Below are 22801 nucleotides of genomic sequence, written 5' to 3'. Positions count from 1 at the left end.
CGTCCGCTGCTTCAGCCCCACGCTGAGCCATGACGCGATTGCCGTATCGCAACAAATAACTTCTCAAGGGATGGGATGTTAATTTACGTCAAGATTAATGTGTATACTTTCTTGAGAAACGAGAATTTTTTATTGCCAAAAAGTAAAATTAAAGAAGGTATTTCGCAACGTTGTTTTTATCCAGCAACTTTTTCCAGCTGCGCCACAGTACATCTCTTGCATAAAAATTAAAAAATGCTTTCCCGTCTTTCCCTCGCGCGTCTTGCGCTGTTAGCCTCGCCCTTCTTTCTCTGCGCCTCCGCGCTCGCGCAAACCGCCGCCAACCAGGAGCAATTGCAACGCGAACGTGAGCGCGTGCTGCGGCAACAGCAGGAAACTCGCCCTGATGTAAAACCCATTACCCCGCCTGAAGCGGCAGGCACGATGCCTGTGTTCCCGGAACATGAGCAGCCATGCCAGTTGGTCTCTTCCGTCACGCTGGAAGGTCCCGCTGCCGAGCGCTTCGGATTTGCGCTCGACAGCGTGACCGGCCCGGATGGCGCATCCGGCCGCTGTCTCGGCAGCAAGGGGGTCAATACTGTGCTGGCGCGCGTACAAAATGCCGTGATCGCGCGCGGCTACACCACCACGCGCATTGTCGCGATGCCGCAAGATTTGCGCAGCGGGCGGCTGGTGCTGAGCGTCTTCCCCGGGAAGGTGCGCGCCATACGGTTCGCGCCCGATGCCGACCCGCGCGGCACCGCGCGCAATGCCTTGCCGGTCAATCCCGGCGACATCCTCAATCTGCGCGATATCGAACAAGGCCTGGAGAATTTCAAACGCGTGCCGACCGCGCAAGCCGACATCCAGATCACGCCATCGGAAGGCGCGGATGCCCAGCCCGGCGACAGCGACCTGGTGATCCAGTACCAGCAGGCTTTCCCCTTCCGGCTGTCCGCCTCGCTGGACGATGGCGGCTCGCGCGCAACCGGGAAATACCAGGCAGGGCTGACGCTGGCTTATGACAACTGGTGGACGCTCAACGATTTGTTCTACGTAAGCGTCAATCGCAGCCTGGGACATTATGGCGAGGAAGGCAGCAATGGCTACACCTTGCATTATTCGCTGCCGTTCGGTTACTGGCTTTTTTCTGCGACCATGTCGGGCAGCAAATATCACCAGACCGTGGCCGGCGCCTTTGAGAATTTCATTTACAGCGGCCGTTCCGAAACCAGCGAATTGAAGCTTTCCCGCCTGATCTACCGCGATGGCGTGCGCAAAACCACGACCTACCTGAAAGGCCTGCTGCGCACGTCCTACAACGCCATCGACGACACCGAAATCGGTCCACAGCAACGCCGCACAACTTCCTGGGAAGCCGGCATCAATCATCGCGAATTCATCGGCGACGCCACCGCCGATGCCACCCTTGCCTACCGGCGCTCCCTCGATCGGCAAGGCGCGGAACCCGTCAATGAATTCGACCTGCCGCAGATCGGCACCCGCTATGGATTATTCCTGGCCGATGCCTCGCTGAATGTGCCGTTCCAATTAGGCCCGGCGGCCTTGCGCTACGCGGGCACGGCACGCGCCCAATGGAACCGGGGAGCGCTGCCGCCGCAAGACCAGTTCTCCATCGGCGGGCGGTATACGGTGCGGGGCTTCGATGGCGACCTGACCTTGCAGGCCGAGCGCGGCTGGTTCCTGCGCAATGAAATCGCCCTGGGCCTGGGACAGAGCGGCCAGGAGTTATACCTTGGCGTGGATACCGGCGCGGTCGCCGGCCCCTCCGCCCAGTTCCTGACCGGGCAGCGCCTGACCGGCACGGCGCTGGGCCTGCGCGGCGCCGTCTACAAGCTGTCGTACGATATTTTCCTTGCCACGCCATTGGTCAGGCCGGAAGGGTTCACCACCGCCAGCGTCACCGGTGGCTTCAGCCTGCTGTGGACGTTCTGAGCCGGCGGGATGGCAGAGACAAGCGGGATAAACCGGCGCAAAAACCGGCACAAAAAAAGAGGCCCGCTTGCGCGGGCCTCCCATGACTACGACTATTTCTGTGCTGCTACATCTACTGCACTACTTGCCCTACTGCACTCTGCAACTGGGCATCGGCCAGCGATGAGCCAGTTCAGGCGGCAGCGCGCTCCAGGCGCTGGACGCTGTCTTCCGCAGCGCCGATCTCGATCTTGCGCGGCTTCAACGCTTCCGGGATCTCGCGCACCAGTTCGATGTTGAGCAAACCGTTTTCCATGCTCGCGCCGACCACCTTGATGTGGTTGGCCAGTTGGAAGCGCTGCTCGAAATCGCGGGCGGCGATGCCGCGGTGGAGGAAGTTGACTTGCCGGTCTTCCTTCTGCTTGCGGCCCACGATCTTCAGGGCTTCATTCTCGGTTTCGATCTCGATTTCGCTGCGGGCAAAGCCGGCGACGGCCATCGTGATCCGGTATTTGTCTTCGGCCACCAATTCGATGTTGTACGGCGGGTAACTGGGCTGATCGGCGCGCTGGGCGTTGTCGAACATCTGGGCCAGGCGATCGAAGCCGATTGCGGTACGGTACAAGGGGGAGAAGTCAAAAGTACGCATAAAACTATCCTTTCAAAGTAAGCGATGTTTTTGTTGCAGACCTCGCGTTTGAGCATCTGCTGGAACCTGTTTAACGTAACAGGCTCTTCCCGAATCTAGGGACGCGCTTTTTGCTTTTCAAGGAATTTTTCACCGATATTTTTATTGCCTCAGGCCCTTGAAAATGCCGCGCCCAGCACCAGTTCCATCCGTTTCCGTTCGGCGGCGACAACGTCCGGGCCCTGGGCCAGGCCTTCCATGCTGTAGAACCGCAAGTCATGCAAACCGATGGTGGCCAGTACCGCTTTCAGATAAGGCGTGAGGAAATCCGCCTGGCGCGCCGATGGCCCGGAAAACCTGCCGCCGGCGGCAATGCCGACATACACCGGCTTGTCGCGCAGCAAGCCGGCCTTGCCGTCAGGCGTGATGGCGAAGGTGCGGCGCACGCGTACCACGTGGTCGATCCAGGCTTTCAACGCGGACGGCACGGTGTAGTTATGCATGGGCGTGCCGATCACCACGCTGTCGGCCAGCTCCAGCTCCCGGATCAGCTGTTCCGACATTCCCAGCGCGCCGCCGGCGGCGCCTTCATCCGTCTTGCCGACGGGCGAACCCAGCGCTTCGGCGTAGGCATCGTCGACGTGGGCGATGGGGTCCGCGTACAGGTCGCGCACCGTGACGGCGGCATGGCCCGCGCGCTGCGCCAGGCGCCCGACAATCTGCTGCGACAGCCACCAGCTGCTGGAGCCTTCCCTCTTCGGGCTGGCCGAGATATGCAGGATCTTCATGCCGCGCCTCCGATGGCCTTGCCGAAACGCATGGCTCCCGTCAGCAGGCCCTGGCGGAAGTAGAAGCGCTGCGCCAGCGCGTTGGCCATGCCGGTATCCAGCACCAGGCGCGCGCAGCCGGCTTGCGCCGCGACCGCCTCCAGCGCCTTGAGCAAACGCTCGCCCCAGCGCTTGCCGCGCGCGTGTTCTGCGCTCACAAGGTCGTCGACATAGAGGAACTTGCCGTACACCAGGTTCTCCTGGAAACGGTAACCGGCCAGCGCCATGACCTGGCCGCCTTCCCAGGCGGCCAAGATGCGATAGCTTTCGTCGGCAGCGCGGCCGATGCGTTCGATGAACGCGTCTTCGCTGTCGAGATGCGGGCGCAGCTCGCGCATGACGGCGTAGCAGGCGCGCCGCTCATCGTCGGCGTCGGCATGGCGCAACGCGGAGTCGGCGATGCGCCATTGTGTTTTTGCCAGTTCCTGCAGGCGTTTGCTCATGGTTCCTCTCAGTGCTTTCTTTGGATGTGTGGATATGTGGATGTATGGATACCTGGATCTGCAATGGCGCCATCTTAGTTTTCGGATGGCATAATCGGCAGTGCCAAGAAACGACATTCGAACTGGGCCATGAAATCCACCGCCACGCATGACTTCCTCCAGCTCAACCCGGCTGCCGGCGAGCCCTATTACCGCCAGATCTACACCCGCCTGCGCTCGGCCATGGCTGACGGCCTGCTGGAACCGGGCGACCGCATTCCTTCGGCGCGGGCGCTGGCAGCCGAACTGGGGCTGGCGCGCGGCACGGTGGAAAGCGCCTATTCATTGCTGGCGGCGGAAGGCTATATCGAAGCGCGCGGCCAGGCGGGCACCGTGGTGGCAAGCGGGCTGAAGGCCCTCCCGGTGACCGCCGGCGCCGCACCCGCCCTGCCCACCTCCATTGCCCCCGATGATTCCGCGCCAGCCGTGCGCGGCACTGCTCCGGCCCCGGCGCTGCGCCCCTTCCAGATGGGCGTGCCGGCGCTGGATGCCTTTCCGCGCAAGATCTGGGCACGCCTGGCGGCGCGTGCGGTGCGCGCCACCCAGCCGGCCGACATGCTGTATCCGCCGCCGGCCGGCCTGGACGTGCTGCGGGTGGAGATCGCGCGCTACCTGCAACTGTCGCGCGGTATCGTGTGCTCGCCGGCGCAGGTCTTCGTCACCGCCGGCTACCGCGATTCGCTCGACCTTGCCGCGCGCGCCTTGCTCCAGCCCGGCGACCAGGTCTGGGTGGAAGATCCCGGCTATCCACCCGCCGGTGCCTTGTTGCGCGAGGCCGGCATGACGCTGGCAGGCATACCGGTCGACCATGAGGGATTGCAAGTACGCTCCGGGCTTGAACTGGCGCCGCGCGCGCGGGCCGCTGTGGTGACGCCGGCCCACCACAGCCCGCTGTGCGTGACGCTGTCGCTGCAGCGGCGCATCGAACTGCTGGACTGGGCTTCGCGTCATCAGGCCTGGATCGTGGAGGATGATTACGATGGCGAATACCGCTACGTCAGCCGGCCGCTGCCAGCCTTGAAGAGCCTGGACCGGGACGACCGCGTGCTGTATGCGGGCACCTTCAGCAAGGTGCTGTTCCCGGCGATACGGCTGGCCTACCTGGTGGCGCCGGTGTCGCAGGCGGCGCGCTTCGAGCAGACCGCGCGCTGCTTCTCCGGCGGCAGCCCGGCGCTCACGCAAGGCATCGTCGCCGCCTTCATGGCCGAAGGGCATTTCGCCCGCCACATCCAGCGCATGCGGCGCCTCTACAGCGAACGGCGCGAACTGGCGGCCGCCGGGCTGGATGCGGTGTTGGGCAAGTACATGCAGGTCGAGGCCCAGCCCGGCGGCATGCACCTTCTGCTGCGCCTGCGCGGCCGCCGCTCCGACCGCGCCCTGGCCGAACGCATGCGCGCCGATGGCATGTTCAGCCGCGCGCTGTCCGAATGCGTGCTGGAAACCCGACCGGGCCTGCCGCCGATGCTGATGCTGAGTTTCACCAATATCGCATCGCAGCGGCAAGCACAGCACCTGGCCAAGCGCATCCTTGCGCTGCTCTGACAAGCCATTCATGGACTATATGAAATAGTGATTCTTGGCACTTCCCGACTGGGCCATGCGCCGGCATCATGGCGGCTCTCCATCACACCAAGGAAAAGGTCCCGCCATGAGCAAGCGCATCGACATGTACAAGAATGCCACCGAACCCTACAACCATCTGCTGGCCGCCAACAATTACCTGAAAGATTGCAGCCTGCCGGCCGAGCTGGTGGAGCTGGTGTTCCTGCGCGTGTCGCTCATCAACGGCTGCGCCTATTGCATCGACAAGCATTCGCGCGACCTGCTCAAGAGCGGCATGACAGTCGACAAGCTGGTGCTGGTGCCGGTCTGGCATGAGGCCGGGACGTTGTTCTCGCCGCGCGAACAGGCGGCGCTGGCCTGGGCCGAGGTGGTCACCCGCATCGGCGAAACCGCCGCGCCGGACGCGGACTACCAAGCCGCCGCCGCCCATTTCAACGAAAAGGAATTCTCCGAGCTGACCATCGCCATCGCGCTGATGAATGCGCTCAACCGCATGGCCATCTCCGGCCGCATGGCGCCGCAAGCAGCCAAGGCCTGAACCGGCTCGGAAGGATCAGGCCGCTTTCAACGCGGCCGCCAGGGTGCGCAGCGCTTCGCGCGTGCGCGCCTGCTTGAGCCGCGAATGCAGCATCACCTGCGCCAGCGGCAGCAGCGGCAAGCCCAGCTGGGCGCCAACGTCGATGGCGCCGGCCGGCGCCGTGCGGTACAGCAGCGCCGACATCGCCAGCCCGGCTGTGACCGCAGCCCCCACCGCCTGGATGCCGCCGCCCACGAACACCTCCACCCACGGAATGCCGGCATCGTCGAGCCGGGAAATCGAGAGTTCGCGGATACGGCATGACGACGAGAACGTGGCCACCCGCAAGACATCGCCCGACCAGCAATTGCTTTGCGGGGCGGCGAACCAGCCCAGGCGCTCTTCCATCAACAGCTCTCCGCCGACGTCCTGCGGCTCGCGCCGCACGATGGCCGCGTCCAGTTCGCCGCGCTCGTATTGCTGCATGAGCTCGCGCGAGGAAGCGATCCGGGCCTCGATCACCACGCCCGGGTCGTAGCCGTTGACCTGGGCCAGCACCTTGGCGAAGCCGCTGCCGGCCACGTGGTCGCTGATGCCCACCGAAAAACGCGCCGCGCCCTGCGCCAGCTTGCCCAGCGCGCGCTCATGCGCGGCCAGCAGTTCGCGCGCGGCCGGCAGGAACGCCTGGCCGTCGGCCGACAGCCGCACCAGACGCGGGGTACGCTCCATCAGGCGGCGCGCCAGCCGCTGTTCCAATTTCTTGAGTTTGAGGCTGACGGCCGACTGCGTGCTGTCCAGCGCTTCCGCCGCGCGCGTGAAGCTTTGCAGGTCGGCCACCAGGACGAAGGCCTGTACGGCGTCGAGGTCGAGCGGTCGTTCCATGGGGTTCCTTCTGCCTTCCAATGATTTAAAAATAAAATCATTGAAATACTTAATAAGTTATTTTACAAATGATTGACGGAGCGTAGCATGCTTTTCATCGGCCCGTAGACAGCGCCCATGTCCGCCGGCCGCTGGCCCCCACTTGCCATCCCGTCATCTGAAAATCGGTAAATCTGAAAAGGAGATCGTCATGCCCCTGGTCCGAGTATCCCTGCTGCGCGGCAAGCCGCGCGCCTACCGCGCCGCCATCCTGGACAACATCTACCAGGCGCTGCGCGAAACCTTCAACGTGCCGGAAGAAGACCGCTTCATGGTGCTGACCGAGCATGATCCGGAAGAACTGGTATTCAGCCGCAATTACATGGGCATAGAACGTTCGGACGGTTTCGTGCTGATCCAGCTGACCGTCAGCAATACCCGCACGCAGGCGCAGAAGAACACGCTGTTCGCGCGCATCGTGGAAAGGCTGGGGAAAGATCCCGGCGTGCGGCCGGAGGACGTGATGATCAGCCTGGTCGAAGGCGACAAGGGCAACTGGTCCTTCGGCCACGGCCTGGCGCAGTATGTGATGTAAGCGCCTGCCCATGATACAAGCCGGTCACTACAGGCATCATGCTCCGGTTGCCGTAATACGTTCAGGCAAGTCTTCCATCTGCAAATCGTCATCCCGGCGAAGGCCGGGATCCGGTGTCTTTCGTTGTGTATCAACGGTCGCTGAGCGACGCCGGGCCCTGACCTTCGTCAGGGCGACGGGGAAATTTCGGCTTAACTGAACGGCATTACCCTGGTCGCTGGCTTTTTTGCACTGCGCCCGGATAAGCTTGAACTGATAGGATATCTGCTATCGATATTGATCGCGCCATCCCGCCCGCGCCTTTTCCATGCCGCAAACTCCGCTGCAGCACGACCATTCTTCCAAGCCCGCACATCGGTTCCGACTGGCCATCATTGCCGCCCTGGCGCTGGCCACCGCACTGGCCGGCTGCTCTTCCTCCAACAAGTATTACGATCCCGGCAAATCGAACCGTACCGAAACCGGTTTCCGCAACAACTATCCGCAACCGCCGCGCCCCTCGTTCTGGAAGTGGCAGTGGGAACGCATCACCGCAGGCTTGCCCAAGCCGCCGGCCAACGATTACCAGTTCCCGCTGGCCAAGCCCGACCTGGCCTGGCTCAAGGCCAACCGCCAGGCGCCCAGCGTGACCTGGATCGGCCACGCCACGGCGCTGCTGCAGATTGGCGGGCGCAACGTGCTGACCGACCCGATGTTTTCCGAACGCGCCTCGCCCTTCTCTTTCATCGGCCCCAAACGCAAGGCGCCGCTGCCGGTGCAGATTGCCGAGTTGCCGCACATCGACGTGGTGGTGATCTCGCACAACCACTACGACCATCTGGATCGCGCCAGCGTCGAGCAATTGAACCTGCAACCGGGCGGCCCGCCGCTGTTCCTGGTGCCGCTGGGCGTGCGCGACTGGATGAACGGCATCGGCATCACCAATGTGCGCGAGATGGACTGGTGGGACAAGCTGTCGCTGGGCAGCCTGGACATCTATTTCGTCCCGGCCGCGCACTGGTCGGCGCGCGGCCTGTTCGACCGCTCTGAAACGCTATGGGGCGGCTGGGTGTTCCAGAACCTGAAGGCGCCGGCGACCAGCGACGCGCCGGCGGCCGAACCAAGCGAGCCGTATTCGATGTACTTCGCCGGCGACACCGGCTACTCCGGGGATTTCCGCGACATCGGCGAACGCTTCGGCGGCTTCGACCTGGCGCTCATTCCCATCGGCGCCTATGCGCCGCGCTGGTTCATGCAGAACCAGCACGTCGATCCGGCCCAGGCGGTCTTGATTCATGAGGACGTGCGCGCCAAGCGCTCCATCGGCATTCATTGGGGGACCTTCGAACTGGCCGACGAGCCGCTGGACGAGCCGCCGCAAAAACTGGCCGAGGCGCTGAAGGAAGCGCATCTCCCGGCCGACCAGTTCATCACGCTCAAGCATGGCGAAACGCTGAAGCTGGAGCCTTGACGAAAAAGCACCGCGTTGTTGGACGCTAATGCCGTTCAGTTAAGGCTAATTCTGAAGCACTCATCACCGAGTCCGTTCGGGCTGAGTAGGCCCGCCAGGGCCGTATCGAAGCCAACGTGCCAGCGTTAGCAGTCTTGCCTGCCCTTCGATACGCTGCTGCGCAGCTACTCAGGGCGAACGGGGTCTGGATTCCACAAACCTCCACAAGCCTCCACAAACAAAAATGCCGTTCAGCGTTTAACTGAACGGCATTTTTCGTCCGATGCGGTTTTTCGAATGCCGCCAACAAACCCGATCGACGATATTCAGTCGACGATAAACAGCCTGGCGCCAACCTCGGTGGACGACCGATGCGGCTCGGCGTTGTCCGCCACCTGGTAGCTCATGCCCGGCTTGAGGACGAAGGTGCGGCCGTCCTCAAGCTCGGTGTGCAGTTCGCCTTCCAGGCACAGCAGGAAGTGGCCCTTCACGCACCAATGGTCGGCCAGGTAGCCGGGCGTGTACTCCACCATGCGTACCCGGACGTCGCCGAACTTGCACGTGCGCCAGAAGGCCTTGCCGGTGACGCCGGGATGCTCGGTCGGCTCGATCTTGCTCCAGTCGGTGGTGCCGAACGGCAGGTTGTCGATTTTCATCGGCCGCCGCTTACAGCTTGGAGGCGATCAGCTTGCCCAGGCGTTCCACGCCGGCGCGGATCTGTTCCGGCGGCACGGTGACGAAGGACAGGCGCATGGTGTTCTTCTCCGGGGTGTTGGCGAAGAACGGCGCGCCCGGCACGAAGGCGACCTTCTCTTGCTCGACGGCTTCGTTCAACAGCGCGCCGGTGTCGATGTGCTTGGGCAGCGTCACCCAGACGAACATGCCGCCTTCCGGCTTGCTCCACGAGCAGCCGGCCGGGAAGTACTGCTGCAGCGCGTCCAGCATGGCCTGGCACTGGTCGCCGTAGAGCTTGCGGATGGTCGGCACGTGCTGGTCCAGGAAGCCGTCCTTGATCGCCTCGTACACCACCATCTGGGTCAGTTGCGCGGTGTGCAGGTCGGTGGCTTGCTTGGCCTGTTCCATCTTCAGGATCAGCGGGCGCGGAGCGACCACGTAGCCCAGGCGGATGCCGGGCGTCAGCACCTTGGAGAAGGAACCCATGTAGATCACGCCCGACGGGTTCATCGACAGCATCTTGGGCAGCGGCGGATTGCGGTAGCTCAGGGCGCCGTACGGATCGTCCTCGATCAGCGGCAGGCCCAGGCGCGCACAGGTCTCGACCAGCTTGATGCGGCGTTCGGTCGGCAGCGTGCGGCCGGTGGGGTTCTGGAAGTTGGGCAGCGAATACAGCATGCGGGCGCCGTCGGCGATGGCTTCGATGGACTCGGGCTTCAGGCCGTTCTCATCGCTGGGGACCGATTCGAACTTGGCGCCGTACAGCGCGAAGGCTTGCAGCGCGCCCAGGTAGCTGGGAGTCTCGACCAGCACCTTGCTGCCTTCATCGACCAGCACCTTGCCCAGCAGGTCCAGGCCTTGCTGCGAGCCGGAGACCATCAGCACCTGCTCCGGCAGGATCTGGGCGCCGTCGGTGGAGAGCGAACCGGCGATCCATTCGCGCAGCGGCAGGTAGCCGTCGGTGGGGCCGTATTGCAGGGCAACCTTGCCTTGCTGCGACAGCACGCGGTCGAACGCGGCCTTCATCTGTTCCACCGGGAAGGTCAGCGGCGACGGCAGGCCGCCGGCGAAGGAGGTGATGTCGGGACGCATCGTCACCTTCAGGATTTCGCGGATGGCCGAGCTTTGCATCTTGGTGGCGCGGTCGGAAAACTGCCATTGCAGCGGAGCGGGATTTTCGAGTTTCATGATGTTTCTACTGTGATGTGATGGCGACCGGCCGCGGCAAAAAATGATGGGCCGATGTCAGGCCCGGTCGCTGGTTCTGTCCAGGGTTCCACCTGGTGGGTCAACGACCTGTCCGGATTCTCATGCCGGAGCAGGTTGCTGCATGAACGATCGTTGCGCCGGATCAGGCGATCTCGGCGATCATTTCGATCTCGACGCAGGCGCCCATGGGCAGCTGCGCCACGCCGAAGGCGGAACGGGCATGCTTGCCCGCCTCGCCGAAGACCTCACCGATCAGTTCGGAGGCGCCGTTGGTCACCAGGTGGTGTTCGATGAATTCGCCGGTCGAGTTGACCAGGCTCATCAGTTTGACAATGCGCTTGACCCGGGTGAGGTCGCCGCCGCAAGCCGCCTGCAGGGTGGCGATCAGATCGATCGCCACTGCGCGTGCCGCCTGTTTCGCATCTTCGGTGCCGATGTCGCGTCCCAGCTGTCCGACCCACACACGACCGTCCTTCTTGGCCAGGTGGCCCGAGAGGAAAACGGTGTTGCCGGTTTGCGCATACATCACATAAGCCGCCGCCGGGGTCGCCACGGCAGGCAGTTCGATGTTCAGTGCTTTCAGCTTTTCATAAACGGACATGCGGCACTCCTTGTTTTGCATCGCACCATGCCTGCCGGTAGGCCGCACGTGCTCTGCGTATTAAGAAAAAATAAGACCACGATTATCTCAAATATCCGGGGTTTTAGCCCGACAATTGCGCGTCACGGCGACTCGCAATGCACGCCCCCGCAATGCACGCCCCCGCAATGCACGCCCCGGCTCGGCCAGGGCGAGGCTATTGCCTTACCGCCATGCGCCGCCCGATGGCCACCACGGCGATCACGGCCAGCGCGAACAGCATATTGCTCGCATCCAGCGTCTCGCCGGCAATGACGGCGGCGCCCAGCAGGGTCATGACGGGTTGCAACAATTGCACTTGCCCGACACGGGCGATGCCGCCCAGGGCCAGGCCCTTGTACCAGAAGAAAAATCCGATAAACATCGAGAACAGCGAGACATAGGCGAACGCGACCCATGACGCCGGCGACGCCGCCACGCCGTATTGCCAGCCCAGCCACAGCGACACCGGCGTCATCACCGGCAGCGAGATCACCAGCGCCCAGGCAATCACCTGCTGCCCTCCCATCGATTGGGAAAGGCGGCCGCCTTCGGCATAGCCCATGGCCGCCGTCACCACCGCCGCGAACAAGGCGAAATCGGCCAGGTGGAAACTGCCCCCGCCTGCGCGCAGCGCGAAGGCGATCACGATGCCGGAGCCGGCCAGCGCCGCCAGCCAGAACCCGGCCGAAGGACGCTCGCCGAAACGCAGCGCGCCGAACAAGGCGGTGGCCAGCGGCAGCAGCCCCACCACCACGGCGCCATGCGAGGCCGGCACATAGCGCATCGCTATCGAAGAAAACAGGGGAAAGCCCACCACCACGCCCAGCGCCGTGATGACCAGCCCCCGCAGTTGCTGCGCATTCGGGCGCGGCGCCTTGATCCAGGCCAGCAGCGCCAGCGAGCACAGGCCGGCCACCACCGCGCGCCCGAAAGCGATGAAGGCCGGGTTGAGTTCGGCCACCGCGATGCGCGTGAACGGCAGCGTCAGGCTGAAAATAGCCACGCCGACCAGCCCCAGCCACATGCCCCTGGATTCGCTTCCCGTTGCCGATGGCGCCGCCGGCTTCGCGCCGCCGCTGTTGCTCTGCGCTTGCATGTGTTTGCCTCTTCTCCGATGGGTGATTGCCGCTCAGAACCAGATCGCCAGCGCCGAATACAGCGTCAGCAGCACCATCGTCGCCGCGAACACGGTGCGCCACAGCGGCTGGTCGAGATAGCGCCGCAGCACCGCGCCCGCAGCAGCCCATACCGAAATGCACGGCAGGTTGATGGCGCAGAAAATCAGGCAGTAAAGCAGGATCGCCAATCCCACGGGATAGTTATGCAGCATCGGCATGAAGGCCGATGCGCCGGTAATGGCCATCACCCAGGCCTTGGGATTGGCAAACTGGAACGCTGCCGCGCCCCAGAACGACATCGGCCGGACCGCCGTGCCCGCGCCGCCGGCCGCGCGCATGTTGCGCAATTGCCAGGCGAGATACAGCAGATAGGCCGAGCCCAGCAGCTTGAGGATGAAGGTCAGTCCCGGCACGGCGATCACCAGCGCGCCTATACCGAATGCGCATAAGGCCAGCAGTCCGCCGAAGCCGAACGTGATGCCCAGCATGTGCGGCACCGAACGCTGGAAACCGAACCAGATGCCCGACGACGTCAGCATGATGTTGTTGGGCCCCGGCGTGATCGACGAGACGAAGGCGAACGACATCAACGGCAGGAACATGTCCATGTCAGCGCCCCTCCCCGTTGCCCAGCAAGGTCGATGCGTTATGCCGGAACTTGCCGCCCAGGGCCGCCGCCAGTCCGCGCGCGCCGGCACAGCACAGGTGCAGCCAGGCCCGCGCGGTTTGCATCAGCACCGGTTCGATGCGCAGGCTGGACATATGGTCGGCCTCGATCACCACCAGCGCGCCCGGCAACAGCACCATGCTGTGGCCCGACTCCAGCCAGAAATCGTCGGCGCGGCCTTCCTGCGTGACCCACACGCGGCCGTGGCTCACCTCCAGCGTGCACACCTGCGCCACCCGCGTGGCGCGCACCTGGCGGCGCTGCAGCAGCCATTGGGACGGCGTGCGATTGCCGTGCCGGTTCATGCCGTCCTCCGCTGCCGCAATGGCAACACCTGCGCCATCGCATGCACATCGGTTGCGGCTTCCCGCATCAGCACGCGGGCGAACACATCGTGGTCGACATTGCCGCCCGACAGCGTCACGCCGACCTTGCGCCCCTGCAGGCGCGCACGGATCTGCAGCGCGGCCGCCAGCGCACAGGCGCCGGCGCCTTCGGCCACGTTGTGGGTGGCGATGAAGAACATCTTCATGGCATCCATCACTTCGTCGTCGGTGACGGCGATCACTTCATCGACCTCGGCCCGCAGCACCGCCAGCGAAGCTTCATCAGGCACGCGGCAGGCGACGCCGTCGGCGATGCGGGTCGACACCGGCGACTCGACCTTTATTCCCTGTTCGAACGACAGCTTGTACGCCAGCGCATGCGCCGACACCACGCCGATCACACGCGTCTTGCGCCCCAGCGCATTGCGCGCGGCCACCGCGCCGCACATGCCCGAGCCCTGGCCGATCGGCACCAGCACCACGTCCAGCTCCGGCTGGGCGGCCATCAGCTCCATCCAGTAGGTCGACACGCCGGCCACCAGGTCGCGGTGGAACGACGGGATCATGTGCAGTTGCTGCTCGCGCGCCAGTTGCTGGGCATGTTCGCGGCTTTCCTGGAACTCGCTGCCATGCTCGACCAGCGCGACGCCCAAGGCGCGCATGGCGGCGTTCTTTTCGCGGCTGTTGCCCTGCGGGACGACGATGGTGGCCTGCAGGCCGAAACGGCTGGCCGCCAGCCCGACCGACTGGCCGTGGTTGCCGCGCGTGGCGGAAATCACGCCGCGCACTTGCGGCTGTTCGCGCACCAGCTTGTCGAGGTAGACCATGCCGCCGCGCACCTTGAAGGCGCCGGTCGGCGCATGGTTCTCGTGCTTGACCCACACCTGGGCGCCCAGCGCCTGGTTCAGCAGCGGCCATGACAATTGCGGCGTCGGCGCCATCGCGCCATAGACGACCTGGGCTGCCTGCTCGATCTCGGCGCGGCTGGGCAGCAGTTCGTTGGCGGCGTGGGTCATGGCGTGTCTCCTTGGCAATGGCGTGTGGCATGGCTGGACAAGGCTCCCGTGTTGCTTTCGATCAGCCTTGCATTGGAAGCCATCGTAATCGACAATACCAGTACAGCACCGATACACTTAAGCAAATAACTCCGGATATTGTCACGGCAAAATGACCAATACAGTGAAACGCTCCAACTTGCTTTCCCCGCCATCCCCGGCCGCCAATGCCGGCAGCAACGAAGCCGCGCTCGCCCCCGGCTGGCCCTTGCTGTCGCGCGAAAGCGGGGACTCGCTGGTGGAGCAGATCGTGCGCGGCATCCGCTCGCGCATCGACGACAAGCTGTTGCGCACCGGCGCCCGCATGCCTTCGATCCGCCAGTTCGCCGACACCCACGAGGTCTCGCGCTTTACCGTCGTGGAAGCCTACGACCGGCTGGTGGCGCAGGGTTTCCTGGAGTCGCGCCGCGGCTCCGGTTTCTACGTGCGGGAGCGCTCGCCGGTGGGCCCGATGCATGGCAATTTCAGCGCCGCCGCGCCGCGCGCGGCCATTGCCCAGGAGAATGCGGAAGGCGCGCTGGATGTGGTCTGGCTGGTGCGCAACATGTTTCGCCAGATGCCGCCGCAAAAGATGCCGGGCGGCGGGCTGCTGCCGGCAGACTGGCTGGACGGGGAACTGATCGCCAACGCCCTGCGCGCCGTCAGCCGCGAGAACCAGTCGCTGCTGCTGGGCTACGGCACGCCGCAAGGCTTCCTGCCGCTGCGCCAGCAATTGCAATTGAAACTGGCCGAACATGAAATCGCCGCCAGCCCCGAACAAATCGTCATGACCGCGGGCGTGACGCAGGCGCTGGATACCGTCGCGCGCCATTTCCTGCGTCCCGGCGATGTGATCTTCGTCGACGACCCGGCCTGGTTCCTGATGTTCGGCTCCTTCGCCGCGCTCGGCGCCAAGGTAGTCGGCATCCCGCGCCTGGCCGATGGGCCCGACATCGCCAAGCTATCCGAGCTGGCGGCGCTGCATAAGCCCAAGCTGTACGTGATCAATTCGGTGCTGCACAATCCTACCTCGACCTCGATGTCGGCCGCCAAGGCGTTCCAGGTCTTGCGCATCGCCGAGGAGCACGACTTCACCATCGTCGAGGACGATATCTACTGCGACATGCATCCCGGCTCCTCGGTCCAGCCGGCCACCCGCATCGCCGCGCTGGACCAGTTGCACCGGGTGATCTACCTGGGGGGATTTTCCAAGACCCTGTCGGCCAACCTGCGGGTGGGCTTCATCGCCACCTCGGCCGAACTGGCGCGGCACCTGGCCGACCGCAAGATGCTGTCGACCCTGACCACCAGCGAGATCGGCGAGCGCGTGGCCTACAAGATCCTGTCCGAAGGGCATTACCGCAAGCATGCCGAACGCCTGCGCGCACGCTTGAACAGTACCCGCGACAAGGTCGTGCGCCAGCTCGAAAAACTGGGCATGGATGTGGGCGAACCGCCGCCCTGCGGCATGTTCCTGTGGGTGGAGACGCACTGCGACACCAACGTGCTGACCGAGAAGGCGATGGAGCAAGGCTTCCTGCTGGCGCCGGGCAGCCTGTTCTCGCCCAGCCAGTTGCCCTCCACGCGCATGCGCATCAATGTGGCCAGCATGGCCGATCCGGGCATCTGGCGTTTCCTGGAGCACGAACTGGGGCGCTGACGCCCGCCACGAATGCAAAAAATCCATGAAAATGCGGTTGAAAACCGCATTTCCCGCCCTATATCTGCCCCCGTTAAGATTGTCTTCCCCTAACCACTTGCTTTAATCACAAGGAAATAAAGAAACATGGCATCCGAAAAACAGACCATGGGCTTTCAGGCTGAAGTCAAGCAATTGCTCCAACTGATGATCCACTCGCTGTATTCCAACAAGGAAATCTTCCTGCGCGAGCTGATCTCCAACGCTTCCGACGCTGCCGACAAGCTGCGCTTCGAAGCCATCAACAACGCCGCCCTGTTCGAAAACGACCCCGAACTGAAGATCAAGGTCAGCTTCGACCAGGCCGCCCGCACCATCACGATCTCGGACAACGGCATCGGCATGAACCGCGACGAGGCGATCTCGCACCTGGGCACCATCGCCAAGTCCGGCACCAAGGAATTCTTCTCCCGGCTCTCCGGCGACCAGCAGAAGGATGCGGCCCTGATCGGCCAGTTCGGCGTGGGCTTCTACTCCGGCTTCATCATCGCCGACCGCATCACGGTCGAGACCCGCCGCGCCGGCACCCCGGCCGATGAAGGCGTACGCTGGGAATCCGAAGGCGCGGGCGACTTCTCGATAGAAGCGATCGACAAGCCCAACCGCGGCACCGACATCATCCTGCATTTGCGCGAAGGCGAAGACGAGTTCCTTTCCGCCTGGCAATTGAAATCGATCATCCGCAAGTATTCCGACCATATCTCGCTGCCCATCCTGATGCACAAGGAGGAATGGGACGAGGAGAAGAAGGAAACCGTCCAGAAGGACGAACTGGAAACCGTCAACCAGGCCAGCGCCCTGTGGACCCGCAGCAAGTCCGACATCACGCCCGAGCAGTACGAAGAGTTCTACAAGCACATCTCGCACGACTTCGGCGCCCCGCTGGCCTATACCCACAACCGTGTGGAAGGCCGCAGCGAATATACCCAGCTGCTGTACATCCCGGCGCGCGCGCCGTTCGACATGTGGGATCGCAACAAGCGCGGCGGCATCAAGCTGTACGTCAAGCGCGTGTTCATCATGGATGACGCCGAGCAGTTGATGCCGGTCTACCTGCGCTTCGTCAAGGGCGTGATCGATTCGGCCGACCTGCCTCTGAACGTGTCGCGCGAGATCCTGCAGGAGTCGCGCGACGTGCGCGCCATCCGCGAAGGCTCGACCAAGCGCGTGCTGAGCCTGCTGGAAGAACTGGCCAACAGCGACGAACAGGCGCAGAAGGACAAGTACGCCGGCTTCTGGACCGAATTCGGCCAGGTGCTCAAGGAAGGCATCGGCGAAGACGCCGCCAACAAGGAACGCATCGCCAGGCTGCTGCGCTTTGCCTCCACCCACAATGACAGCGATGTCCAGAACACTTCCTTGGCCGACTACATCGGCCGCATGAAGGAAGGCCAGGACAAGATCTACTACGTCACCGCCGAAAACCACCAGGCCGCCAGGAACAGCCCGCACCTGGAAATCTTCCGCAAGAAGGGAGTGGAAGTGCTGTTGCTGACCGACCGCGTGGACGAGTGGATGCTGTCCTTCCTGCAGGACTTCGACGGCAAGGAACTGGCTTCCGTGGCCAAGGGCGGCCTCGACCTCGGCAAGCTGGAAAACGAAGCCGAGAAGAAGCAGCATGAAGAAACCCAGGCCGACTACAAGGAACTGGTCGAGAAGATGAAGACCGTACTGGCCGACAAGGCCAAGGACGTGCGCGTAACCTTCCGCCTGACCGATTCGCCGGCCTGCCTGGTGGCCGACGAGAACGAACTGTCGGGCAACCTGGTGCGCATGCTCAAGGCGGCCGGCCAGAACGCGCCGGAGTCCAAGCCGACCCTGGAAATCAACCCGGACCACCCGCTGGTGCAGCGCCTGAAGTATGAAGAGGCCAGGTTCGACGACTGGTCGCACCTGCTGTTCGACCAGGCCCTGCTGGCCGAAGGCGGCGCGCTGGGCGATCCGTCGGGATTCGTCAAGCGCTTGAACGATATGTTGCTGGGAATGGCATCGAAGTAATCCCGCCATACCGGCATCATGAAACGGCGGCCCCCGGGCCGCCGTTTTCGTCGGTTGGACGCATTCTCCCGCACGCAACCTTCACAGGTTGCCTCGGCAACGCATGCGCTATACAGTAGGACGGCATTTCCCTTTCGCCCCATTATCCGGAGACCTCCATGAAAAAACTTCCCGCCTTGTCGCTTTCCCTGATCGTCGGCCTGGCTGCCGCCGGCCATGTGTCGGCGCAAGCCCTGACCGGCTGCGCCGCCAAGAAGGCCGATGTCCAGGCCCAGCTCGAACAGGCGCGCGCGCACGGCAACAAGGCGCAGGAAGCTAAACTGAAGATCGCCCAACAGCAGTTGGAAGCGAACTGCACCGACGAAGGCTTGCGCCGCGAACGCGAAGCCGACGTGAAGAAGAAGGAAGACAAAGTCGCAGCCCGCCAGGCCGACCTGGACAAGGCCAAAGCCAAGGGCAAGCCGAAGAAAATCGCCCAGCAGGAAAAGAAGCTGCACGATGCCGAGGCGGAACTGAAAGACGCGCGCGACAAACTCTCGCAATAATACTGACAACGGCTGAACCACGCGCAGCCGCGCACGCCATCGCCGTATGGCGGCATGCCTGGCAACTGCACCATGGAATTCAACTTCATCAATCCGCGCAAGAACGCCCTGGTCTATCTGGTCAAGATCCTCTCGGGCTGCCTGATCCTGTGGTACGGGCTGCGCGCGCTCGGCATCCAGGAACCCTACTGGGCGATGATTTCGCTGATCATTGTCACCGAGCCCGATATGACGGTGGCCAAGGCCAACTTCCGCGCCCGGCTGATCAACACCATTTCCGGCTGCGTGGTCTCCTGTATCGCGCTGGTCATTTTCGGCCCCACCTTCCTGGCGATGCTGGTGGCGCTGACGGCCGCCGTGGTGGTGGCGATGCTGCTGCAAAACTATCCCAGCAACTGGCGCCTGGGGCCGGCGACGGTGGTGATCCTGCTGTCGGCGGCCTTCACCGGCAGCGGCTTGCACGAGGAACTGCACCTGGCCTTCATGCGCGTGGGAGAAGTGATCGTCGGCAGCACGATGGCGCTGCTGCAAACCGTGCTCTATATCTGGCTGGTCAAGCGCCGGCAACAGCATGACGAAGCGCCGCCCGCTGCCTGACCCGGCATTGCTGCGGGGTGCGCGGGTGCTGCTGCGCCCCTGGCGCGCCGGCGACCGCGCCCCTTTTGCCGCGATCAATGCCGATCCGCTGGTCATGAAGCACTTCCCCGCGCCGCTTGCGCGCGATGACAGCGATGCGCTGGCCGACCACATCCAGGTGCATTTCGACCGATACGGCTTCGGGCCGTGGGTAGTGGAAATCCCGGGCATCAGCGAATTCGCGGGCGTTGTCGGCCTGCTCAACGTGTCTTTCGAGGCCCACTTCACGCCGGCGGTGGAAATAGCCTGGCGCCTGGCGTCGTCGATGTGGGGGCAAGGCTATGCCACCGAAGCGGCCGCCTGCGCCCTGCGTTACGGCTTCCATACCCTGGCGCTGCCGGAAATCGTCGCCTTCACCGTCCCCGCCAACCTCAATTCGCTGGCGGTCATGCGCCGGCTGGGCATGCACTGCGATGTGCGCGAAGACTTCCCGCATCCGCGCCTGCCCGCGCAACACCCGCTGCGCCAGCACCGCCTGTACCGGATCTCGCGCGCGCAATGGATGGAGCGCGAAAAGCATGGCGGCGCGATCGGCGACACCTGAACAATGGACGAAAAAAGCAGGACCGAAGTCCTGATGTCGTTCAGTTAAAGCTCATTCTGAACCACTCATCACCGAGCCCGTTCGGGCCGTATCGAAGCCAGCGCGCCAGCATCAGCGGCCTTGCCTGCCCTTCGATACGCTGCTGCGCAGCTACTCAGGGCGAACGGAGTCTGGTCTCCTCAAACCTCCACAAACACAAATGCCGTTCAGCGCTTAACTGAACGGCATTAGGATCGAAGCCCTGCTTTCAGGCAGAGCTGGTGAGGCTCAGCGCATCAATGCGTGACGCGAGTGGTGCGGCCGTTGGACAGCAAACGCACGCGTTCGCCGACGCGGAAAGCCTCGTCCGCATCCTGGGTGATGGCGCGCAGTTCGCCGTTATCCAGGCGCACGGTGATTTCCAGGCCGGCCTGATTGGCCATGCGCGATTCGATCTGGTTGCCGGCGATGCCGCCGGCCAGGGCGCCGATAATGCCGGCTGCCAGCGCGCCATTGCCGCCGCCGATGTTGGAACCGGCCGCGATGCCGCCCAGTGCGCCGCCGGCCAGGGTGCCCACGCCGGAAGCGCCCTTGTCGATGGTCACGTTGCGGATCGACTCCACCACGCCCATGCGAACGGTCTGCTCGCCCTGGGCCTGGCGGGTGTTATAGACGCTGGCCGAGTTCGGCGTATAGGCGCAACCGGCCGCCAGCGAGCTCAGTGCAACGATTAAAAGCAATTTCTTCATACAGACACTCCAACTGAAAATTCGCCCGGTCATCGGGCTGTTTTTTGCTTGCTGATTGAGGGTTGGCACATTCGCGCCATTTCCCGTATGGCAAACAACCCAACAACGCTTGACATATTAATACAAACCCGTTGTTGACCGGACTACAATAGCTTCGTTCCCCCTGTTTTCTTCATCATTTCCCCGGATTGCGCCCGGATTGCGGCCCTAGTAGCGGATGTTCCAGCGCCGGTACAGCACTCCCAGCACAAACAGCGGCCCGATCAGCAGGAAGCGCACATCCTCGAAAAAGGAAGGCTTCTTGCCCTCGATCTTGTGGCCGACGAACTGCCCTATCCACGCAATCACGAAGACCGCCGCCGACAGCGGCAACACCGCGCCCGCCGGCAAACGGGCCAGGATCACCAGCATCACGGCCGTCATGGCCAGCATGCCGGCGGCAAGCGGCGGCGACAAACTGAGGTAATACGCCAGCGCGGCGGCCGCCGCCACCAGCGCCACGGCCGGCGATAGCGTCCAGCACAGGCCCAGCAGCGACAGCACGATGGCAGGAACGCAGACGCAGTGGATCCGCTCGTTGAGCGGATGCCGGTGGCTTTCGGCATAACGCGACAGCAACTGGTCGATACGGCGCTGGGTGACGATGCTCATGCCGGCCTCCGGCGAGGTGGATGCTGCCGATGCAGCGGGGATCAGCGCCCCCCGGACACGTCGATAAAAGTGCCGGTGGCGTAGGACGACTCATCCGACAGCAGCCACAGGATGGCGTTGGCGACCTCTTCGGCGGTGCCGCCGCGTTTCATCGGCACGGCATCCTTGAGGCGATCGACGCGGCCGGCTTCGCCGCCGCTGGCGTGGATATCAGTATAGATCAGCCCCGGACGCACGGCGTTGACGCGGATGCCTTCAGCCGCCACTTCCTTGGCCAGGCCGATGGTAAAGGCGTCGATCGCGCCCTTGGAGGCGGCGTAATCGACATACTCGCCCGGCCCGCCCAGCTTGGCCGCCATCGACGACAGGTTGACGATGGCGCCGCCTTTGCCGCCATGCCTGGTCGACATGCGCTTGACAGCCTCGCGCGCGCACAAGAGGCTGCCGGTGATGTTGGCGACCAGCACGCGGTTGATGCGCTCGGCGCTCATGTCGTCCAGGCGCGACTGGTGGCCCAGGATGCCGGCATTGTTGACCAGCGCGGTGACCGGACCCAGTTCCTGGTCGACGGTGGCAAACAGGCGCACGATGTCTTCCTCCCTGGCCACATCGCCCGCTACCGTGATGGCGCGGCCGCCGGCCTGGCGGATCTCGTCGGCCACGGCCTCGGCCGCGTCGCGGTTGGACACATAGTTGACGCAGACCGCATAACCTTGCCGCCCCGCCAGTTTGGCCGTAGCCGCGCCGATACCGCGGCTGCCGCCGGTCACTACGATGACTTTTCCTGCCATGTCTTCCTCCGTGAAATGTCTGCTTGAAGTTGGGGCAATTGCGCCTGCGGCAATTACGCTAAGATCGCTGTTTTGCCGCAAGCGGCGCCTGGGCGATGTCGCGTCATTGTGCCTCTCCTCGCTGCCTGTGGCGCACCGTCAAATAATTTTCATCTCCGACCGGACAAACCATGCCGACCAGGAAAACCGGACCACAACCGCTCGAATTCACCGCCGCCGATCCGCTGCTGGCCAGCTTCGCGCCGGTGGTGGCGCGCGATACGCGCACGCTGATTTTAGGGAGTTTGCCGGGAATGGCTTCGCTGGCGGCCAGCCAGTATTACGGACATCCGCGCAATGCATTTTGGCGGCTGGTCGGGGATTCGATTGGCGTCGACCTGGTTGGGCTGGATTATGAGACACGGTTGTCGGTCTTGTTGGAACATCGCATCGGTTTGTGGGATGTGATTGCCAATGCACGCAGGATCGGCAGCCTGGATAGCGCGATTCGAGAACATTCGCAGAACGATCTGGTGACGCTCATCGATACCTTGCCTGACTTGACCACCGTCGCATTCAATGGCGGCACTGCGGCGAAGATCGGGATGAAGGCTTTGGGGGAACGGGCGCTGCGATACCGGACTCTGCTTTTGCCGTCGAGCAGTCCGGCGCATGCCTCTCTGTCGTATGCGCAAAAACTGGAAATATGGCGACGGCTGGCCGCTTCGAACACAGCGCCCGGCTAGCGCGGCGTACGGCACGT

The 22801-nt window shown here is 63.7% G+C and carries 25 protein-coding genes; 11 read left to right on the top strand and 14 right to left on the bottom strand.

Translation table 11 applies throughout. The annotated features are described in order from the left end of the window. Nucleotides 1–234: 234 nt before the first annotated feature. Entirely contained in the window at nt 235–1935 is a 1701-nt protein-coding gene (locus FB598_RS10550; RefSeq protein ID WP_183405741.1) for a ShlB/FhaC/HecB family hemolysin secretion/activation protein, read from the top strand. A 172-nt stretch (nt 1936–2107) separates the two neighbouring features. On the opposite strand, the gene FB598_RS10545 is transcribed toward FB598_RS10550, so the two are convergent. From FB598_RS10545 to FB598_RS10535, 3 genes are all read right to left on the bottom strand, one after another. Next, nucleotides 2108–2563: an Hsp20 family protein gene (locus FB598_RS10545; RefSeq protein ID WP_141914720.1), complete on the bottom strand. Its 456-nt coding sequence runs from the start codon at nt 2561–2563 to the stop codon at nt 2108–2110. A 149-nt stretch (nt 2564–2712) separates the two neighbouring features. After that, nucleotides 2713–3330: an FMN-dependent NADH-azoreductase gene (locus FB598_RS10540; RefSeq protein WP_141914721.1), complete on the bottom strand. Its 618-nt coding sequence runs from the start codon at nt 3328–3330 to the stop codon at nt 2713–2715. Then, nucleotides 3327–3812, bottom strand: a complete 486-nt coding sequence (locus FB598_RS10535; protein ID WP_141914722.1) for a GNAT family N-acetyltransferase — start codon at nt 3810–3812, stop codon at nt 3327–3329. The genes FB598_RS10540 and FB598_RS10535 overlap by 4 nt, the downstream gene beginning before the upstream one ends. Before the next feature lie 129 nt (nt 3813–3941). On the opposite strand from FB598_RS10535, the gene FB598_RS10530 reads away from it, so the two are divergent. Both FB598_RS10530 and FB598_RS10525 read left to right on the top strand, forming a co-directional pair. Next, entirely contained in the window at nt 3942–5393 is a 1452-nt protein-coding gene (locus FB598_RS10530) for a PLP-dependent aminotransferase family protein (protein ID WP_141914723.1), read from the top strand. Between the two features lie 106 nt (nt 5394–5499). Continuing rightward, the gene (locus FB598_RS10525; protein WP_141914724.1) at nt 5500–5952 is read left to right on the top strand and encodes a carboxymuconolactone decarboxylase family protein; all 453 of its coding nucleotides are present in this window, start codon (nt 5500–5502) and stop codon (nt 5950–5952) included. 15 nt (nt 5953–5967) lie between these two features. On the opposite strand, the gene FB598_RS10520 is transcribed toward FB598_RS10525, so the two are convergent. Continuing rightward, the gene (locus tag FB598_RS10520; RefSeq protein WP_141914725.1) at nt 5968–6813 is read right to left on the bottom strand and encodes a LysR family transcriptional regulator; all 846 of its coding nucleotides are present in this window, start codon (nt 6811–6813) and stop codon (nt 5968–5970) included. A gap of 190 nt (nt 6814–7003) precedes the next feature. On the opposite strand from FB598_RS10520, the gene FB598_RS10515 reads away from it, so the two are divergent. Together FB598_RS10515 and FB598_RS10510 are read left to right on the top strand one after the other, a co-directional pair. Beyond that, on the top strand, nt 7004–7387 hold the full coding sequence (locus tag FB598_RS10515; protein WP_141914726.1) for a tautomerase family protein: 384 nt from the start codon (nt 7004–7006) through the stop codon (nt 7385–7387). Between the two features lie 307 nt (nt 7388–7694). Beyond that, nucleotides 7695–8837, top strand: coding sequence for an MBL fold metallo-hydrolase (locus FB598_RS10510; protein WP_141914727.1), 1143 nt, complete (start codon nt 7695–7697; stop codon nt 8835–8837). A 305-nt stretch (nt 8838–9142) separates the two neighbouring features. Here FB598_RS10510 and FB598_RS10505 read toward each other — a convergent pair whose 3' ends face one another. The 7 genes from FB598_RS10505 to FB598_RS10475 all read right to left on the bottom strand — a co-directional run bounded on the left by FB598_RS10505 (nt 9143) and on the right by FB598_RS10475 (nt 14449). Next, nucleotides 9143–9472 carry a DHCW motif cupin fold protein gene (locus FB598_RS10505; RefSeq protein ID WP_141914728.1) on the bottom strand — a complete coding sequence of 110 codons (330 nt, stop codon included), beginning with the start codon at nt 9470–9472 and terminating at the stop codon, nt 9143–9145. Between the two features lie 10 nt (nt 9473–9482). Continuing rightward, a complete protein-coding gene (locus FB598_RS10500) occupies nt 9483–10679 on the bottom strand; it encodes a PLP-dependent aminotransferase family protein (RefSeq protein ID WP_141914729.1) in 1197 nt (398 codons plus the stop codon). A 163-nt stretch (nt 10680–10842) separates the two neighbouring features. Continuing rightward, nucleotides 10843–11301, bottom strand: a complete 459-nt coding sequence (locus FB598_RS10495) for a RidA family protein (protein WP_141914730.1) — start codon at nt 11299–11301, stop codon at nt 10843–10845. A gap of 196 nt (nt 11302–11497) precedes the next feature. After that, complete coding sequence (locus tag FB598_RS10490; RefSeq protein ID WP_141914731.1) at nt 11498–12418, bottom strand: DMT family transporter; 921 nt, start codon at nt 12416–12418, stop codon at nt 11498–11500. Nucleotides 12419–12451: 33 nt separating this feature from the next. Then, complete coding sequence (locus FB598_RS10485) at nt 12452–13048, bottom strand: LysE family translocator (protein ID WP_141914732.1); 597 nt, start codon at nt 13046–13048, stop codon at nt 12452–12454. 1 nt (nt 13049) lies between these two features. Continuing rightward, entirely contained in the window at nt 13050–13412 is a 363-nt protein-coding gene (locus FB598_RS10480) for a DUF2917 domain-containing protein (RefSeq protein WP_141914733.1), read from the bottom strand. Beyond that, a complete protein-coding gene (locus tag FB598_RS10475; protein WP_141914734.1) occupies nt 13409–14449 on the bottom strand; it encodes a threonine dehydratase in 1041 nt (346 codons plus the stop codon). Before FB598_RS10475 ends, FB598_RS10480 begins: the two co-directional genes overlap by 4 nt. Nucleotides 14450–14600: 151 nt before the next feature. On the opposite strand from FB598_RS10475, the gene FB598_RS10470 reads away from it, so the two are divergent. The 5 genes from FB598_RS10470 to FB598_RS10450 all read left to right on the top strand — a co-directional run bounded on the left by FB598_RS10470 (nt 14601) and on the right by FB598_RS10450 (nt 19889). Beyond that, a complete protein-coding gene (locus FB598_RS10470; RefSeq protein WP_141914735.1) occupies nt 14601–16127 on the top strand; it encodes a PLP-dependent aminotransferase family protein in 1527 nt (508 codons plus the stop codon). Nucleotides 16128–16253: 126 nt separating this feature from the next. Beyond that, on the top strand, nt 16254–18164 hold the full coding sequence (htpG, locus tag FB598_RS10465; RefSeq protein WP_141914736.1) for a molecular chaperone HtpG: 1911 nt from the start codon (nt 16254–16256) through the stop codon (nt 18162–18164). 158 nt (nt 18165–18322) lie between these two features. Then, nucleotides 18323–18709, top strand: coding sequence for a DUF1090 domain-containing protein (locus FB598_RS10460; RefSeq protein ID WP_141914737.1), 387 nt, complete (start codon nt 18323–18325; stop codon nt 18707–18709). Between the two features lie 72 nt (nt 18710–18781). Continuing rightward, nucleotides 18782–19306 (top strand): FUSC family protein, encoded by a 525-nt coding sequence (locus tag FB598_RS10455; protein WP_141914738.1) that lies wholly within the window; start codon nt 18782–18784, stop codon nt 19304–19306. Beyond that, entirely contained in the window at nt 19281–19889 is a 609-nt protein-coding gene (locus FB598_RS10450) for a GNAT family N-acetyltransferase (RefSeq protein WP_141914739.1), read from the top strand. Before FB598_RS10455 ends, FB598_RS10450 begins: the two co-directional genes overlap by 26 nt. A 275-nt stretch (nt 19890–20164) precedes the next feature. Here FB598_RS10450 and FB598_RS10445 read toward each other — a convergent pair whose 3' ends face one another. From FB598_RS10445 to FB598_RS10435, 3 genes are all read right to left on the bottom strand, one after another. After that, nucleotides 20165–20617 carry a glycine zipper 2TM domain-containing protein gene (locus FB598_RS10445; protein ID WP_050466195.1) on the bottom strand — a complete coding sequence of 151 codons (453 nt, stop codon included), beginning with the start codon at nt 20615–20617 and terminating at the stop codon, nt 20165–20167. Between the two features lie 207 nt (nt 20618–20824). Next, nucleotides 20825–21268, bottom strand: a complete 444-nt coding sequence (locus tag FB598_RS10440; protein WP_183405742.1) for a DUF962 domain-containing protein — start codon at nt 21266–21268, stop codon at nt 20825–20827. 41 nt (nt 21269–21309) lie between these two features. Next, nucleotides 21310–22059: an SDR family oxidoreductase gene (locus FB598_RS10435; protein WP_141914740.1), complete on the bottom strand. Its 750-nt coding sequence runs from the start codon at nt 22057–22059 to the stop codon at nt 21310–21312. A 170-nt stretch (nt 22060–22229) separates the two neighbouring features. On the opposite strand from FB598_RS10435, the gene FB598_RS10430 reads away from it, so the two are divergent. Then, complete coding sequence (locus FB598_RS10430) at nt 22230–22784, top strand: DNA-deoxyinosine glycosylase (protein WP_141914741.1); 555 nt, start codon at nt 22230–22232, stop codon at nt 22782–22784. Nucleotides 22785–22801: the final 17 nt, after the last annotated feature.

This window comes from Herbaspirillum sp. SJZ106 (assembly GCF_006715495.1).
Classification (GTDB): Bacteria; Pseudomonadota; Gammaproteobacteria; order Burkholderiales; family Burkholderiaceae_D; genus Herbaspirillum.
The sequence above is the reverse complement of the archived record's forward strand: the minus strand, read 5'-3'. Positions and strand labels throughout refer to the sequence as shown.